Below are 16,156 nucleotides of genomic sequence, written 5' to 3'. Positions count from 1 at the left end.
GGTGGGCGGCCCCTCATCGGGCGCCAGCCGCAGGAAGCGGTACTGGATGTTTTCTTCGGCGTGGGTGGCAACAAAGGTACCTCTTCCCTGCCGGCGCACCAGCAGGTTGTCGGTCGCCAGCTCGTCGATCGCCTTGCGCACGGTGCCCTGGCTGACGCGGTAGCGCACTGCCAGTTCCATCTCGCTGGGGATGGCCTCGCCGGGCCGCCACTCGCCGCCTTGCAGGCTCTTCACCAGCAAGGCCTTGATCTGCTGGTACAGCGGGCTGAACGCCGGGCCTTCCTGCGCGGCCGCCGGACGCTCCGAGCCCCGTTCGGCCGGGGGGGCGGCTTCGGGCGGATCAACAGGCATCGCAGGCATGGGGCGGCATTGCAGCACAGGCTGCGGTCAAGCGTCCAATGCCAACGCCAAATACCCGGACTCATGTCTTATATAAGACATAAGAGGATTGACTCGGCCCGCCCGCACGCCTAGACTGCCGCGCTACACTTCTCCGCCTGAGCTCCGGCGCCGCCTTGGCGCCCGCTTTGCACCCCACCGGGTGCCCTGCCAGGCCTGAACCCGACGCACAGCCCGATCCCCTCGCAGCCCACCTCTGTTGTTGCCCGATCTGCACACGCTGGCGTCGCCGTTTTCTTCTTTCATCGCTCTCTCTTTTTCTCGGAGAACTCCACCATGAGCAAGACCCCCGTCCGCGTGGCCGTGACCGGCGCCGCAGGCCAGATTGGCTACGCGCTGCTGTTCCGCATCGCCTCCGGCGAGATGCTGGGCAAGGACCAGCCCGTGATCCTCCAGCTGCTGGAGATCCCCGACGAGAAGGCCCAGAAGGCACTCAAGGGCGTGATGATGGAACTCGACGACTGCGCCTTCCCGCTGCTGGCCGGCATGCAAGCCCATGCAGACCCGATGACCGCATTCAAGGATGCGGACTACGCGCTGCTGGTCGGTTCGCGTCCGCGCGGCCCGGGCATGGAGCGTGCCGAGCTGCTGTCCATCAACGGCGCGATCTTCACCGCCCAGGGCAAGGCGCTGAACGCCGTCGCATCGCGCAATGTCAAGGTGCTGGTCGTCGGCAACCCGGCCAACACCAACGCCTACATCGCGATGAAGTCGGCCCCGGACCTGCCGGCCAAGAACTTCACCGCCATGCTGCGCCTGGACCACAACCGCGCCGCTTCGCAGATCGCCGCCAAGACCGGCAAGCCGGTGTCGGCCATCGAGAAGCTGGCCGTGTGGGGCAACCACTCGCCGACCATGTACGCCGACTACCGCTACGCCACCATTGATGGCGCTTCGGTCAAGGACATGATCAACGACCAGGCCTGGAACAAGGACGTGTTCCTGCCGACCGTCGGCAAGCGCGGCGCCGCCATCATCGAAGCGCGCGGCCTGTCGTCGGCCGCTTCGGCAGCCAACGCCGCCATCGACCACATGCGCGACTGGGCCCTGGGCACCAATGGCAAGTGGGTCACGATGGGCATCCCGTCGAACGGCGAATACGGCATCCCGAAGGAAATCATGTTCGGTTTCCCGGTCACCTGCGAAAACGGCGAATACAAGATCGTCGAAGGCCTGGAGATCGATGCCTTCTCGCAAGAGTGCATCAACAAGACCCTGGCCGAGCTGCAAGGCGAGCAGGACGGCGTCAAGCACCTGCTGTAAGGAGCCGGGCCTGAACGGCCCGCGCCAATGAGCCGGTGCCCGCGCAAGCGGCGCCGGCTTTTTCATTTCTCCCCTGCCCCTGCCCGCCATGACTGCACTGCGCCACCCCGCCGATGTCTTGTTCGAAGAAGGCGACGCCGTGCCGGCGCTGCCGGTGTGCGACCACTACTGCGGCGTCGAGGCGCGCATGCGAAAGAGCCTGGCACTGCAGGCTGAGATGGGCCCGGTGTTCGACATCACGCTGGACGGCGAGGACGGCGCACCGGTGGGCGGTGAAGTCGAGCATGCGCACCTGATCGCCGAGCTGGTCACCTCGCCGGAAAACCGCTTCGGCCGCGTCGGCGCACGCGTCGTGCCGGTCGAGCACCCGGCTTTCACGACCATGCTCGAAGCCTTGCTGCCCAAGGCCGGCGCAAAGCTGGCCTACCTGATGATCCCGAAACCGCGCCACCTGGCGGGCCTGGAACAGGCGGTGGCCATCATCGATGCACTGTCGGCGCAGGCCGGCCTGGCAAAGCCGATCCCGCTGCACGCACTGGTCGAGACGCACGGTGCGCTGCGCGACGTGTTCGCGCTGGCCGCGCACCCGCGCATCGAATCGCTGTCCTTCGGCCTGATGGACTTCGTCTCGGCGCACCGCGGCGCGATTCCGCAATCGGCGATGGGCTCGCAGGGCCAGTTCCAGCACCCGCTGGTGCTGCGCGCCAAGCTGGAGATCGCGGCGGCCTGCCACGCGGCAGGCAAGGTGCCTTCGCACTGCGTGGTCACCGAGTTCAAGGACAGCGCCGCGCTGCAGGGCGCCGCCGAACGCGCCTGCCGGCAACTGGGCTACACCCGCATGTGGAGCATCCACCCGGACCAGATCCGCCCCATCGTCGACGCTTTTGCACCCAGCGCCGCCGAGGTCGACCAGGCCATCGAGATCCTGCAGGCCGCGCAGGCGGCCGACTGGGCGCCGATCCGCCATCGCCACGCCGGCCGGGACCAGTTGCACGACCGGGCCAGCTACCGCTATTTCTGGCAGGTACTGCAGCGGGCCCATCGCACCTCGTTTGCCGGCGGCGCGCAGCTGCCGGCCGAAGTGCAGCTCGCGTTTTTCGGCGCGCACTGAACTGCCCAGGACTCGCCGGAACAGCGCTGACAAATTCCGTCAGTTCCGGCGATGGAACAGAACCTGCTCCGCGTTGTCGTTAAATCGCGCCAAGTCCTGGGCAAATACCAACAGCCTCACAGCTGGTAACAGGGTTTGGCACGGCTTGCGCAGGCACAATACGCCTGCCCTCTTTCCGAAGGAGCCCTGCCTTGATGATTCGCGCTTTTGTGTCCGTGGCGCTGCTGCTCAGCGCAGCCGCCGTAGCAGCCCAGCCCGCCGCTGTTGCCTCTGCCAAATCTTCCACCACCACGGCCAAGGCCGCCGGCAAGGGCGCAAAAGCCAAGAAGGTCGTCGAACCGCCGCCCCCGCCTGTCGAAGTGCCGCTGCCGGCCTCCGAAGGCGAGCAGAACGCCGCCGCCGCCATGACCCATTTTGGTCAGTACGACTGCGAGTTCTCGCAGCGCATGCAGGTGGCGATGAATCCGAAGTACGACGGCTACATCGACGTCACTTTCGGCAAGACCACGTACACGATGAAACCCACCCTGTCGACCACCGGCGCACTGCGCCTGGAAGACGTCAAGGGTGAGGCCTTGCTGCTGCAGATCGCCTACAAGTCCATGCTGATGGACGTGAAGGCCGGACGGCGCATCGTTGACGAATGCGTGCACCCCAAGCAACTCGAAGCCAAGAACAATGCTGCAGGCCAGCCCCAACAGGCGCTGCTGATGAGCCCGGAGCAAGTCGCCGCCGCAGCCCAGGCTGCTGCCGCCGCACAAGCCGCACAAGCCGCGGTTACTGCAGCAGCGCCTGCACCCGCTCCGGTGCTTGCCGCGGTCGAACCTGCAGCCGTGGCGCCGGCCACTACCGCCGTGTCCACCACGCCTGCTGCGCCCACCCCGGCGCTTCCGGCCGCCGCAGCACCGGTGACCATCGAGGCTGCCGCGCCCAGCCAAGCCCCGGTTCAGCGCTGAGATTGCCCCGCCCTCAGGGGGCTGTTCTTTGCTTGCCACAGGCCCTTCGGGGCCTGTGTTCATTTGTGGCCGGGATTTTTGCAGGCAAACCTGTGCGGCCGGCGTCCCGCGGCCATGCGCATGCACGATTGAGTACGTATAATTCATGCATACCGGTTTGGAAGCTTTGGGAGTACCGACGCATGGAAGCCACTGTTGCCGAGCGTGGGCAGATCACCCTGCCCAAGGCCGTGCGTGATGCCCTGGGCCTGACCAAGGGCACCACGCTGAAGGTCGAACTGGACGGCGCGCGCATCATCCTGCGCAAGGACGTGTCCGACGCCATCTCCCGTGCCCGCGGCCGCTTCAAGCTGGACGGCTTTGCCGACACCGATGAAGCCCTGCGCGCCATCCGTGGCCGCGCCCCCGGCGAGCCGCTGGACGTCTGAGCGTCCCCAAACCGTGATCGCCATCGACTCCTCCGTCGTGATCGACCTGCTGGCCGACGGCCCGGCCGCAGACGCAGCCGAAGCCTGCCTGCGCCAGTCGCTCAGCATCGGCCCGGTGGTCGTCTGCGACGTGGTGCTGACGGAAATCTGCACCGCGTTGAAGAACGGTTCCGAGGCGCTGGAAGTGCTGGAAGACATGGGCGTGGGCTACAGCGCCACCGAAACCAAGGCCGCCGTGCGCGCTGGCGAGATGCAGCGCCGCTATCGCCAGCGCAGCGGCCACCCGGGTGGCCGTGCCGCCCCCGATTTCCTGGTCGGCGCCCACGCGATGCTGCAGTGCGACGGCCTGATCACCCGCGACGCCACCTTCTACCGCGACTATTTCAAGGGCCTGAAGGTCATCGTGCCCTGACCCTGCCTGCCATTCACACCGGCGCCCCGCCTCGCGGGCGCCCCCCTGATACCCACCGTTCTTTCCTGGAGAGCCCCATGCTGCAAGCCTATCGCCAACATGCCGCCGAACGCGCCACGCTCGGCATTCCGCCGCTGCCGCTTGACGCCAAGCAGGTCGCCGACCTGATCGAGCTGATCAAGAACCCGCCTGCTGGCGAAGATGCCTACCTGCTGCACCTGCTGACGCACCGCGTGCCCCCGGGCGTGGACGACGCGGCCAAGGTCAAGGCTTCGTTCCTCGCCGCCGTGGCGCATGGCGACATCAGCGTGCCCCTGGTCCCCAAGGCCCTGGCCACCGAGTTGCTGGGCACCATGGTCGGCGGCTACAACGTGCATCCGCTGATCGAACTGCTGGACGACGCTGAAGTCGCCAGCGTGGCGGCGGAAGGCCTGAAGAAGACCTTGCTGATGTTCGACTTCTTCAATGACGTGGCGGAAAAGGCCAAGGCCGGCAATGCCAAGGCCAAGGAAGTCATGCAGAGCTGGGCGGATGCCGAGTGGTTCACCAGCCGCCCGGAAGTCGAGCAGAAGATCACCATCACCGTCTTCAAGGTGCCTGGCGAGACCAACACCGACGACCTCTCGCCCGCGCCCGACGCCTGGAGCCGCCCGGACATTCCGCTGCACTACCTGGCCATGCTGAAGAACACCCGCGAAGGCGCCGCCTTCGTGCCGGAGGAAGACGGCAAGCGCGGCCCGATGCAGTTCATCGAGGATCTGAAGAAGAAGGGCCACATCGTCGCCTACGTCGGCGACGTGGTCGGCACCGGCTCCTCGCGCAAGTCGGCCACCAACTCGGTGATCTGGGCCACCGGCCAGGACATCCCGTTTGCGCCGAACAAGCGCTTTGGCGGCGTCACGCTGGGCGGCAAGATCGCCCCGATCTTCTTCAACACGCAAGAGAGCTCGGGCTCGCTGCCGATCGAGGTCGATGTGTCGGCCATGGAGATGGGCGATGTGCTCGATGTCTACCCGTACGAGGGCAAGATCACCAAGAACGGCACGGAGATCGCATCCTTCCAGCTGAAGACGGACGTCATCCTCGACTCGGTGCGCGCTGGCGGCAGCATCAACCTCAACATCGGCCGCACGCTGACCGCCAAGGCGCGCGAGTTCCTCGGCCTGCCCGCCTCCACGCTGTTCCGCCTGCCCAAGGCGCCTGCCGAGTCCAAGGCCGGCTTCACGCTGGCGCAGAAGATGGTCGGCCGTGCCGTCGGCCTGCCAGAGGGCCAGGGCGTGCGCCCAGGCACCTACTGCGAACCCAAGATGACGACGGTCGGCTCGCAGGACACCACCGGCCCGATGACCCGCGACGAGCTGAAGGACCTGGCCTGCCTGGGCTTCTCGGCCGACCTGGTGATGCAGTCCTTCTGCCACACCGCCGCCTATCCGAAATCGGTCGACGTAAAGACCCACCGCGAACTGCCGGCCTTCATGAGCAGCCGCGGCGGCGTGGCGCTGCGCCCGGGCGACGGCGTGATCCACAGCTGGCTGAACCGCCTGCTGCTGCCTGACACCGTGGGCACCGGTGGCGACTCGCACACTCGCTTCCCGATCGGCATCTCCTTCCCCGCCGGCTCCGGCCTGGTCGCCTTCGGTGCTGCCACCGGCGTGATGCCGCTGGACATGCCCGAGTCGGTGCTGGTGCGCTTCAAGGGCCAGATGCAACCCGGCGTGACGCTGCGCGACCTGGTGCACGCGATCCCGCTGTACGCGATCAAGGCCGGGCTGCTGACGGTCGCCAAGGCCGGCAAGGTCAACGCCTTCTCGGGCCGCATCCTGGAAATCGAAGGGCTGCCGGACCTGAAGGTCGAACAGGCCTTCGAGCTGAGCGACGCATCGGCCGAGCGCAGCGCCGCAGGCTGCACCATCAAGCTGAATCCCGAGCCGATCAAGGAATACCTCACCAGCAACGTCGTGCTGATGAAGAACATGATCGCCGACGGTTATGCCGATGCCCGCACGCTGCAGCGCCGCATCGAGAAAGTCGAAGCCTGGCTGGCCAAGCCCGACCTGCTGGAAGCCGACAAGGACGCCGAGTACGCACATGTCATCGAGATCGACCTGGCCGACATCAAGGAACCCATCCTCTGCTGCCCGAATGACCCGGATGACGCGAAGTTCCTGTCCGAAGTTGCCGGCACCAAGATCGACGAGGCTTTCATCGGCTCGTGCATGACCAACATCGGCCACTTCCGTGCCGCGGCCAAGCTGCTGGGCGGCCAGCGCGACATCCCCGTCAAGCTGTGGGTGGCACCGCCGACCAAGATGGACGAGAGCGAGCTGATCAAGGAAGGCCACTACGCAGCCTTCGGCACCGCTGGCGCCCGCACCGAAATGCCGGGCTGCTCGCTGTGCATGGGCAACCAGGCGCAGGTGCGCGAAGGCGCGACCGTGGTCTCCACCTCTACCCGCAACTTCCCGAACCGCCTGGGCAAGAACAGCAACGTGTTCCTCGCCTCGGCCGAACTCGCCGCCATCGCCTCCAAGCTCGGCCACATCCCCACCGTGGCCGAATACCACGAAGCCATGGGCGTGGTGAACAAGGACGGCGCCGCGATCTACAAGTACCTCAACTTCGACCAGATCGACGAGTACGCTGAAGGCGCGAAGGCCACCGCAGCAGCCTGCTGATCGCAGCTCAGGCGCCCTCTCAGGCGCCCGGCCCAAAAGGCCCGCCAGGGAAACCTGGCGGGCCTTTTCCATGGCGTGTTCAACCCAGGCTCAAGCGCCGCTTGATCAGTTCCAGCACAGGTTCGTAGCTGGCTGCAGCCAAGGTTTCGCAGCCGCGCGGCATCACCCGGTCCGCAAGCGCATTCAGGGCGTCGGCCAAATGCACTGTGAAGGTTCGAATGTCCTGCAGTTGCCGCGTCGTGCTTTGCCCGCAATCCACCGGGCCGATCTCGGTCACGAGTGCCTCCAGGGCTGTCATTTCCGAACGCCAGTGCTTCACATGGTCAAGCCGCTGCGTCATTCGGCTGATGCCGGCATCCTCCAGCACGACGGGGACCACGCGTTCCGCGAATCGCTCCGCGTTGCGTTGCGCACGCTCCCACACAAAGCCCAGCTCCCGCATGCAGTCGACTGACAGCATGTACTTCGCACTGAGCACGACGATCACGCACAGCCCGCGGCCAATCTCTTCCTCGAAGTGCCGAATGCTGTCGCCGTTGCGCAGCCTGTCCTTGTCCCGGTGCACTTCTACCCAAGGCGCCAGCGCCGCCTGCAGGCCATCCACGGTCGCATCGCTGTCTCCGCCCCAGGCATAGGAAACGTAGACCACCGGTTTCTTCTTCGTGGCTGCCACACCACTGGGCAAGGGCGCCGCATTCACCAGCGCTGCCTTCTCCTCGGTCTCATTGCCACCCATCGCTTTGTCGGCCTTGTCCATGACCGCCTGCCCTTTCATCCATTGAACCTCGGGCTTCTGCCCCAGGCGAACCTCTCCCAGCAGCGCGTTGATCAGATCGCCCGCATGGCTTGAGGCCTCAGGGCCGCTGACCTGCAACACCATCGCGCCCCGCCGCCCGGCGTCTTCACCCGGCTCGGAAGACAGGCGCACCGTTACCCGCGCCTTGGCGTCGTGATAGCACAGGCCATATCGCCAGTACACCGCATTCGGCCCCGCCTTCTCGCCCATTTCGCACAGCACCGTACGCTGCAAGCCACCGTGAAGCAGCGGGTAGCGCAGCCGCACTTCCGCATCTGGCTCCGCACCGCGCCATACCGCCTGCTCCTCGCTCGCCATCGCCGCGCGCTCCTGCAGGCAATCCGCGGCAATGTATTGCCCATCGCCCACCTTGAAGCAGACCCGGCAAGCCTGCATCAGGCTCACGAAGTGCGCCTGCTCGGTAGCGTCGAACTCCCCGTCCCACAGCAAGGCTGACAGAAGCTCCGGCGTGAACAGCCCGCCTTGGCGACGCAGCGTAGGCAAGACCTTTTGCCGGTGCAAAAGCGCGTAGACGCCCTCCAAGGCCCAGGCTTGGTCGAGGATGACGGCACCCCCAAACACGTCTGCGCGCCAAAACACCTGCCCTGACTGATGCAGATAGCCCAGCAAGGTGCGCGGCGCGCTGACGCCATGCTCCCGGCACATCGCATCGAACCCATCCAGGGCCAATACCTTCTGCGCCTTGCCCATCTCCCGCAGCTTGCCGCCCAGCGCCGCCCAGTTTCGCGGGATCAGGGTTTCGCCATGCCGCTCGGCCAGCAGTTTGGCCCCCGCTCGCAACTCCGGCAGCAAGCGATCCAGCCCCTCTTCCAGCATCGCGCTACAAGCGCTGCGCCGCAACCACCCGAAGCCATGGTCCGCCGGCACCGGCGGCTCCACGAGTTGGCTCTCTTCGTCACACTGCGCCTGCGACACGATGACCAGCGTTTGCGGCCCAGCCACCGCCTTCACATAGTCCAACCAGTAGCCAAGCCGGTGCGAGGGCATCCACAGGCCGTTGTCCAGCACCGGCGCTTCGCTCTCGGCGGCGGGATGCCACAAGAGAAGGTAAAGCGCGCGCTCATCCAGGAAGAGGCTGTGGGTACCCAGGAACAAATCCTGGCCCCCAAAGTCCCAAAGCTGCACCTCACGGGCCGTCTGGCCCGGCGGCTTGGCAGCCAGAGGCAACTCGAAATGACGGACCACCACGCCGTGGGTGCTTGGCACTGCCGGTTCGAAGGCTTCGCCACACAGCCGCCGGCTCACCTGGGTTTTGCCCACCCGGCCATTGCCCAGCACGAAAAGCTTCACCTCGTCCATGGGCTCACTGCCATGGGTCTCCAGATCAGCTTGCCAGTCGGCCATGCGCCGCAGGCAGGAATCGCCGTTTCGACCGTGTGGCTCGCTTGAAGACAGCAGTTCGCGCGGCACCGTTGCCAGCGAATCAGCCGTCAGTTCACGCAGCATGGGCCAGTTCGTCGCCAGGGAGGCAGGAACGAAACCGCTCAGATCGGTGCCGAAAAGCTTGAGGCTTGCGAGTTCGTCCAGCCCCTCCAGTGCCTTCACGTCCGTAAGCTGGCCGCACCCACTCAGGTCCAGCATCTGCAGGCCGCTCAGCCCCGCCAGCGCCGTAACGTCCGCAAGCTGGCCGCACCCACTCAGGTCCAGCGTCTGCAGGCCGCTCAGCCCCGCCAGCGCCGTCAGCTTCGTGATCTGGTCGCACTCCCTCAGGCTCAGGTTCTGCAGGCCGCTCAGCGCCGTGAGCTCGGTGAGCTCGGTGAGCTGGCCGCACCAGCTCAGGCTCAGCGCCTGCAGGTCGCTCAGCCCCCTCAGCGCCGTCAGCTCCGTGAGCTGGCCGCAGCCATACAGGTCCAGCGTCTGTAAGCCGCTAAGCTCCGCCAGCGCCGTCAGCTCCGTGAGCTGGCGGCAGTTGCTCAGGTCCAGCGTCTGCAGGCCGCTCAGCCCGGCCAGCGCCGTCAGCTCCGTGAGCTGGCCGCACCAACTCAGGTTCAGCGTATGCAGGCCGCTCAGCCCCGCCAGCGCCGTCACCTCCTTGAGCTGGACGCACCAACTCAGGTCCAGCGTCTGCAGGCCACTCAGCCCCGCCAGCGCCGTCACCTCCTTGAGCTGGACGCACCAACTCAGGTCCAGCGTCTGCAGGCCACTCAGCCCCGCCAGCGCCGTCAGCTCCGTGAGCTGGCCGCACCGACTTAGGTCCAGCGTCTGCAGGCCACTCAGCCCCGCCAGCGCCGTCAGCTCCGTGAGCTGGCCGCACCGACTCAGGTGCAGGGTCTGCAGGCCCGTCAACGTGGACAACGCCGAAACGTCGCGCAGAAACTGGCATTCACTCAGATCCAGTTCCCTCAGACTTGCAGCCAGGCATTCGATGCTGCGTGGCAGGTCGCTGATGCGTAGCCCATGCAATGACAGGCTGCTCGCCTGGGTGGCCAATGCGTGCTGAATCCTGGCCTCGGCAATCGCATGCGCCTTTTCGTGACGTGACATCTGACCTCAGCTCCCATGGATTCCCGACCCTGGGTGGATTGTGGAGCGCGCAAGCGCGGCTCGGGTGGCCACGCCCTCGGCCGTATCCTCATTCCGACCATTGACAAGCGGCGAGAACGGCGAAGGTGCCGGGCAGCTGCGATCCCGCAACCGTGGCGCTCGCCATGTAGCACACTGGTGCTACATTCGCTTCAATGCCATAGGAAACGCCATGTCCACCACGACGATCCGTTTGCCTGATCCCTTGAAGCAGCGCGTGCAGAAGGCCGCGGAGCAGGCCGACATGACACCGCACAGTTTCATCCTCGAAGCCATTGCGGAAAAGGCGGAGCGCGCCGAGCAGCAAGCCAGCTTTGTGGCCGAAGCGCTGGCCCGCGAAGCGACCGTGCAAGCCACCGGGCACGCATTGGACTGGGCAGACGCGCGCAGCTGGCTGAAGTCCCGCACACGCACGACGGCTGGGCAGGCAAGGCGCGGCAAGAAGTGACGGCGGTCAAGCTGGCGCCAGAGGTCATCGAGGACCTCGAACGCATCGTCGCCCACCTGGAAGCGCACGAAGGCAGTGACCTCGACGACAGGGCGGACGAGATCATTTCGGCGCTGGACGTGTTGGCCCAGCATCCGATGATTGGCCGCCTGACCACCAGCGGCCTGCGTGAGCTGGTGATCGGCAAACGCACGCGAGGCTACGTCGCGCTGTACCGCTACCAGGAAGGGGACGACCTGATCCTGGTCTTGGCGATCAGGTCGCAGCGAGAAGCCGGCTACACGCGTGCCGACTGAGGCACAAGCGCCTCAGGCCAGGCGCACCGCCGAGAACGGCGGCAGCAGCGGGCCGCTGGGGCCGAGCTTCTGGAGCATCAGGGTTTCGATGATGGTCCAGTTGGCGTCGGTGAACATGCCGGCGACGACAAATGAGCGCAGCTCGGAGGCGCCGGTGGGTGCCAGCGAGATGGCGGCCCAGCCGATGGCCGGGTTGTTCGGCACGCTGTAAAAGGCACCTTTTTCGACCGTGAGCAGGCCATTGATGATCTGGTAGCTGCCCTGGCTGCCAAGGTGGCCTGCGTCGAAGACAAAGCTGATGCGCGCGAGCGCAAACGGGTTTTCGGACCACAGGAAATCGCCGGCCAGGCCGACCAGGGTTTCGATGTCGTCCGAGCCATGCCAGCCGGCCGGGCTGGAGGCCAGCTCGGCGACGTGCCTGGCGTGCGCGCCGTGCAGCAGGTCGGCTTGCGGTGCGCTGATCTTGCTGTCGCGCAGGAAGTGTTGCGGGGTACGGGATTGAACTGCGGAAGGCTGAGACATGCTGAGGTTCCTCTCCATGCATCCAGACGCGAAAGCGCGCGCCACGTACTGCAGATCAACATCCTCTGCAACGAGCTTACTGCGGCGGTGTGAAGGCGTCGAGACGGCGGGATCGCCTGTCTTGATGAAGAGTCCCCGCGCGACCTTATGCGGATTTCGGTGCCTGATGAGCGGAGCGCCCCCAGACCTGCCGCTTCGCGTCAGGCCCCCCCCGAGGGGGATGAGAAAACTTGGGGCGGCCCTGCGTTTTCTCATGAGGCGGCACCGTCCGCCGGCAGGAAGCGGGCCAGCACGCGCTTGAGCGCGTCCAGCTCGAACGGCTTGCCCAGCACGCCATTGGCGCCAGCCTCGGTGATGCGCTGCTGGTCCACGTCCAGCATGCTGGCGGTCCAGATGATGATGGGCAACCGGCCTGCCGGCCCGTGCAACTGGCGAATGGCGCGGCAGGCGGTGAGGCCATCCATCACCGGCATGCGCAAGTCCATCAGCGCCATGTCGTAGCCACCATGCGCAGCGGCCTGCATCGCGTCCGCGCCGTTGCCGAACACGTCCACCGTGAGCCCGAGCGCGGCCAGGTGCAGCATCGCGATCTGCTGGTTGACGGGATCGTCTTCGCCCAGCAGCAGGTGGCCGGAGAAGCGGCTGGGCAGCTTCAGCGGCAAGGCGGCCGGCCCGTCCTCCCGCTTCGCCTTCTCCAGGCTCACCGTGAGCCAGAAGCTGCTGCCCTGGCCGGCCTGGCTTTGCAGGCCCACCTCGCCGCCCATCAGCTCGGCCAGCTTGCGGCAGATCGCCAGGCCCAGACCGGTGCCGCTGTACTGGCGCGTGGTCGACAGGTCGGCCTGCGTGAAGGGCTCGAAAATGCTTTGCTGCCGCACCGACTCGATGCCGATGCCAGTGTCCTGCACCTCCAGCCGCAAGGTGGCGTGCGTGTCAGTCTCTGCCACCAGGCCAACACGCAGCGTCACCTGGCCGACGCGGGTGAACTTGATCGCGTTGGCCAGGAAGTTGATCAGCACCTGGCGGATGCGGCCCGGGTCGCCCAGCAACAGCTGCGGCACGCCAGGCGCCACCTCGCAGGCCAGCGCCAAGCCCTTGTCGCTCGCCTGGAAGGCCACCAGCTCCACGGCTTCCTGCGCAAGCTGCTGCGGGTCCAGCGGAATCTGCTCCAGCTCCAGCTTGCCGGCCTCGACCTTGGAGAAGTCCAGGATGTCGTTGATGATGCTGAGCAGGGTCTTGCCGCTGCGCGCGGCCGTCTCGGCGCACAGCCGCTGGTCGGGCCGCAGGTCGCTGGCCAGCAGGTACTGCAGCATGCCCAGCACGCCATTGAGCGGCGTGCGGATCTCATGGCTCATCACCGCCAGGAATTCGCTCTTGGTGCGGCTGGCGGCCACCGCCACCTCGGCCGCGAGATGCGCGGCATTCAGGCTGTCCTTCTGCGCGCTGAGCCGGCGGGAAAGCTCCTGTGCATCGGCCAGCGCCTTGTCCTTGGTCTGCAGCAGGAACAGCAGGTCGACCACCGGATCGTGCACCGCGAAGTCGTTCAGCGTCAGGCCGATGCGGCGCAGGCTGGCCATGGCGCCCACCCAGGGCGAGCCGAGGAAAAACACCTGCTCGCCCTGCACCACCATCTCGCCACGCAGTTGCAGCAACCCTTCTCGGTGGCGGAACACAAACAGCGCCTTCTCCCGCGCGGCGATGGCCTCAAAGTCCACCTGGGCCAGCACCGGCCGCACCAGCCTGAACTGCTGCGCCAACGCCGCGCCCGGCACCATCTCCGGGCAGACGCGACCCAGCACTGTGCCGACCTGCAGCAACCGAAGCTGCCGGTCCAGCACCATGTGGAAAGGAAACGCTGCAGCGAATTGCGCCGGCGTGAGGTTCAGCGAGGCAGCCGACATCACGCGGCCGGGTGTGCGGGCACCTCGATGTACTCGATGCGGAAGACGTCGTGGTCCTGCGGCCCGCGGAACGCGATCTGCCGCACCGTCACCGGCTGCCTGAAGCGCTGCCCCAGGCCCTCGATCAAGCCTATCACCATCGGCGCCATGCCCTGGCGCTCGCTGCGGTAATGCAGCAGCAGACCCTGCTCGCTTGCTGGCAGCGACTCGACCTCGAACGACGGCGGCCGCAAGTCGGGAAAGGTCATGCCGACGTGGCTGTGCAGGGTGTCGAGGTTGAGCAGGAAGGTCTTCAGGTCCGAGCCGGCCATCGCCAGCATCTCACCGTAGCCGACCTGCGCGGTGTAGAGCACCCAGTGCTGGCCGAAGGCTTCCAGCAGGGCATCGGCATCCATGCCCAGCAACTCGCTGGCGGCACCGACGAGTTTGAAGCTCAACTCGTCGGGGTAGCTGTCCATCGAGATGAACATCTCCTGTGCCACGCCGGCCCGCTGCAGAACCTGCCGCCAGGTGTCGCCGCCGAACCGCTGGACCACGAAATCTTCCAGGCCCTGGTTGACCAATCCGTACATGGACGCCTCTCCGCGGGCCCGGAACAGCGGCCCGCCGGTCCATCATCAGCCGCCCAGCCCCTTCGGGCCATCCGTAAGCGCCCTATTCCGGGTCGATCGGCGGCATCAATTCACGCTTGGCCCGCTACCTTTGCCTGGCCGCTGGCTTGGCCATGCCCGCCACCGCCCGGCGTGCGGATCACAAACACATCGCCCACGCCCATCTCCACCTGCCCGATGTGGCCCAGCACCTCCGTGCGCCCGTCGGCCCGCTGCACGAAATTCTCCCCCACCGCGCCAGGCTGGCCACCAGCCATGCCAAACGCGCCATGCTTGCGGCCATTGCTGAGGATGGACGCCGTCATCGGCCGCAGGAAGCGGACGCGGCGCTCGCCACCATCGCCGCCGTTCCACTGGCCGGTGCCCCCGGTGCCGGAGCGGATCTCGTAGGCATCCAGCCGAACCGGGAAGCGGAATTCCAGCACTTCGGGGTCGGTCAGCCGCGAGTTGGTCATGTGGGTCTGGACCACGCTGGTGCCGGCGAAACCCGGCCCCGCGCCGGAACCGCCGGAGATGGTCTCGTAGTATTGGTGCTCATCGTCGCCGAAGGTGAAGTTGTTCATCGTGCAGGGGCTGGCGGCCATCACGCCCAGCGCACCGTACAGCGCATTGGTGACGCACTGCGAGGTCTCCACGTTGCCGGCCACCACGGCAGCCGGGAAGCGCGGGTTCAGCAGGCAGCCTTCGGGCACGATGACTTCGATGGGTTTCAGGCAACCGGCGTTCAGCGGAATGGCGTCGTCCACCAGCGTGCGGAACACATAGAGCACGGCAGCCATGGTGATGGACCTGGGCGCGTTGAAGTTGTTGGGCTGCTGCGCGCTGGTGCCGGTGAAGTCGACCCGGGCCGAGCGCTGCTTCGCATCCACCGTCACCGCCACCCGGATCTCGGCGCCGTTGTCCATCGGCAGCGTGAACGATCCGGGCTTCAAGGCGGTGATCACGCGGCGGACCGATTCCTCGGCGTTGTCCTGCACATGCTGCATGTAGGCCAGCACCGTCTCGCGGCCGTACTGCGCCACCATCGCCTTCAGCTCCTGCACGCCCTTCTCGTTGGCCGCGATCTGCGCCCGCAGGTCCGCCAGGTTCTGCGCCGGGTTGCGGCTGGGGTACGGGCCGGACTGCAGCAGCGCGACCAGTTCGGCCTCGCGCAAGCGGCCTTGCGCGACCAGCTGGAAATTGTCGATCAGTACGCCCTCTTCCTCGATGCTTTGCGAGAACGGCGGCATCGAGCCCGGCGTGGTGCCGCCAATGTCGGCATGATGACCGCGCGAGGCGACGTAGAAGCTGGGCTTCACGTCGGCTTCGGCCAGGTACACCGGCGTGACGACAGTGATGTCGGGAAGATGGGTTCCGCCATGGTACGGGTCGTTAAGCACGTACACGTCGCCCGGCCGCATCTCGGGGTTACGCTCGACCACCGAGCGGATCGACTCGCTCATCGAACCCAGGTGCACCGGCATGTGCGGCGCGTTGGCAATCAGCTGGCCTTGCGGGTCGAACAGCGCGCAGGAAAAGTCCAGCCGCTCCTTGATGTTGACCGAGTAGGCGGTGTTCTGCAGCCGCAGGCCCATCTGCTCGGCAATGTTCATGAACAGGTTGTTGAAGACCTCCAGCATCACCGGATCGGCCACGGTGCCAGCCGCACGCAGGGCAGCACGCGGGCGAATGCGCTGGATCAGCAGCTCGCCCTGGGCGCTGAGGCTGGCCTGCCAGCCAGGGTCGATCACCGTGGTGGCGTTTTTCTCGGCGATCACCGCCGGGCCGGTGACCAGCGCGCCAGCGGCCAGCGTTTCG

Annotated in this window: 14 protein-coding genes; 8 read left to right on the top strand and 6 right to left on the bottom strand. The window is 66.4% G+C overall.

Annotation, left to right across the window (positions count from 1 at the left end):
- Positions 1–351, bottom strand: a 351-nt coding sequence (locus tag FKP22_RS06055) for a GntR family transcriptional regulator (protein ID WP_141286163.1), incomplete at its 3' end; no start/stop codon positions are given.
- 324 nt (positions 352–675) lie between these two features.
- On the opposite strand from FKP22_RS06055, the gene FKP22_RS06050 reads away from it, so the two are divergent.
- From FKP22_RS06050 to acnB, 6 genes are all read left to right on the top strand, one after another.
- Positions 676–1,662, top strand: coding sequence for a malate dehydrogenase (locus FKP22_RS06050; protein WP_141286161.1), 987 nt, complete (start codon positions 676–678; stop codon positions 1,660–1,662).
- Between the two features lie 88 nt (positions 1,663–1,750).
- Complete coding sequence (locus FKP22_RS06045) at positions 1,751–2,773, top strand: HpcH/HpaI aldolase/citrate lyase family protein (RefSeq protein ID WP_141286159.1); 1,023 nt, start codon at positions 1,751–1,753, stop codon at positions 2,771–2,773.
- Positions 2,774–2,964: 191 nt separating this feature from the next.
- Entirely contained in the window at positions 2,965–3,729 is a 765-nt protein-coding gene (locus FKP22_RS06040) for a hypothetical protein (RefSeq protein WP_141286157.1), read from the top strand.
- Positions 3,730–3,911: 182 nt separating this feature from the next.
- The gene (locus FKP22_RS06035; protein ID WP_141286155.1) at positions 3,912–4,157 is read left to right on the top strand and encodes an AbrB/MazE/SpoVT family DNA-binding domain-containing protein; all 246 of its coding nucleotides are present in this window, start codon (positions 3,912–3,914) and stop codon (positions 4,155–4,157) included.
- A 13-nt stretch (positions 4,158–4,170) separates the two neighbouring features.
- A complete protein-coding gene (locus FKP22_RS06030) occupies positions 4,171–4,569 on the top strand; it encodes a type II toxin-antitoxin system VapC family toxin (protein ID WP_141286153.1) in 399 nt (132 codons plus the stop codon).
- Positions 4,570–4,646: 77 nt separating this feature from the next.
- Positions 4,647–7,244, top strand: a complete 2,598-nt coding sequence (gene acnB, locus FKP22_RS06025; protein ID WP_141286152.1) for a bifunctional aconitate hydratase 2/2-methylisocitrate dehydratase — start codon at positions 4,647–4,649, stop codon at positions 7,242–7,244.
- A gap of 79 nt (positions 7,245–7,323) precedes the next feature.
- Here the strand turns inward: acnB and FKP22_RS06020 are convergent, their stop codons facing one another.
- Positions 7,324–10,089, bottom strand: coding sequence for a COR domain-containing protein (locus tag FKP22_RS06020; RefSeq protein ID WP_170200769.1), 2,766 nt, complete (start codon positions 10,087–10,089; stop codon positions 7,324–7,326).
- A gap of 667 nt (positions 10,090–10,756) precedes the next feature.
- Here FKP22_RS06020 and FKP22_RS06015 point away from each other — a divergent pair.
- On the top strand, positions 10,757–11,032 hold the full coding sequence (locus tag FKP22_RS06015; RefSeq protein WP_141286148.1) for a CopG family ribbon-helix-helix protein: 276 nt from the start codon (positions 10,757–10,759) through the stop codon (positions 11,030–11,032).
- On the top strand, positions 11,029–11,328 hold the full coding sequence (locus FKP22_RS06010) for a type II toxin-antitoxin system RelE/ParE family toxin (RefSeq protein ID WP_141286146.1): 300 nt from the start codon (positions 11,029–11,031) through the stop codon (positions 11,326–11,328). The genes FKP22_RS06015 and FKP22_RS06010 overlap by 4 nt, the downstream gene beginning before the upstream one ends.
- Before the next feature lie 12 nt (positions 11,329–11,340).
- Here FKP22_RS06010 and FKP22_RS06005 read toward each other — a convergent pair whose 3' ends face one another.
- The 4 genes from FKP22_RS06005 to FKP22_RS05990 form a co-directional block, all read right to left on the bottom strand.
- Positions 11,341–11,850 carry a hypothetical protein gene (locus tag FKP22_RS06005; protein ID WP_141286144.1) on the bottom strand — a complete coding sequence of 170 codons (510 nt, stop codon included), beginning with the start codon at positions 11,848–11,850 and terminating at the stop codon, positions 11,341–11,343.
- A 251-nt stretch (positions 11,851–12,101) separates the two neighbouring features.
- Positions 12,102–13,748 carry an ATP-binding protein gene (locus tag FKP22_RS06000; protein ID WP_141286142.1) on the bottom strand — a complete coding sequence of 549 codons (1,647 nt, stop codon included), beginning with the start codon at positions 13,746–13,748 and terminating at the stop codon, positions 12,102–12,104.
- Entirely contained in the window at positions 13,748–14,320 is a 573-nt protein-coding gene (locus tag FKP22_RS05995) for a heme NO-binding domain-containing protein (RefSeq protein WP_141286140.1), read from the bottom strand. The genes FKP22_RS06000 and FKP22_RS05995 overlap by 1 nt, the downstream gene beginning before the upstream one ends.
- A gap of 110 nt (positions 14,321–14,430) precedes the next feature.
- Positions 14,431–16,156, bottom strand: a 1,726-nt coding sequence (locus FKP22_RS05990) for a hydantoinase B/oxoprolinase family protein (protein WP_211361315.1), incomplete at its 5' end; no start/stop codon positions are given.

Source organism: Ideonella azotifigens, from assembly GCF_006519715.1.
Classification (GTDB): Bacteria; Pseudomonadota; Gammaproteobacteria; order Burkholderiales; family Burkholderiaceae_C; genus Ideonella; species Ideonella azotifigens.
This window is presented reverse-complemented; position numbering and strand designations above follow the sequence as displayed.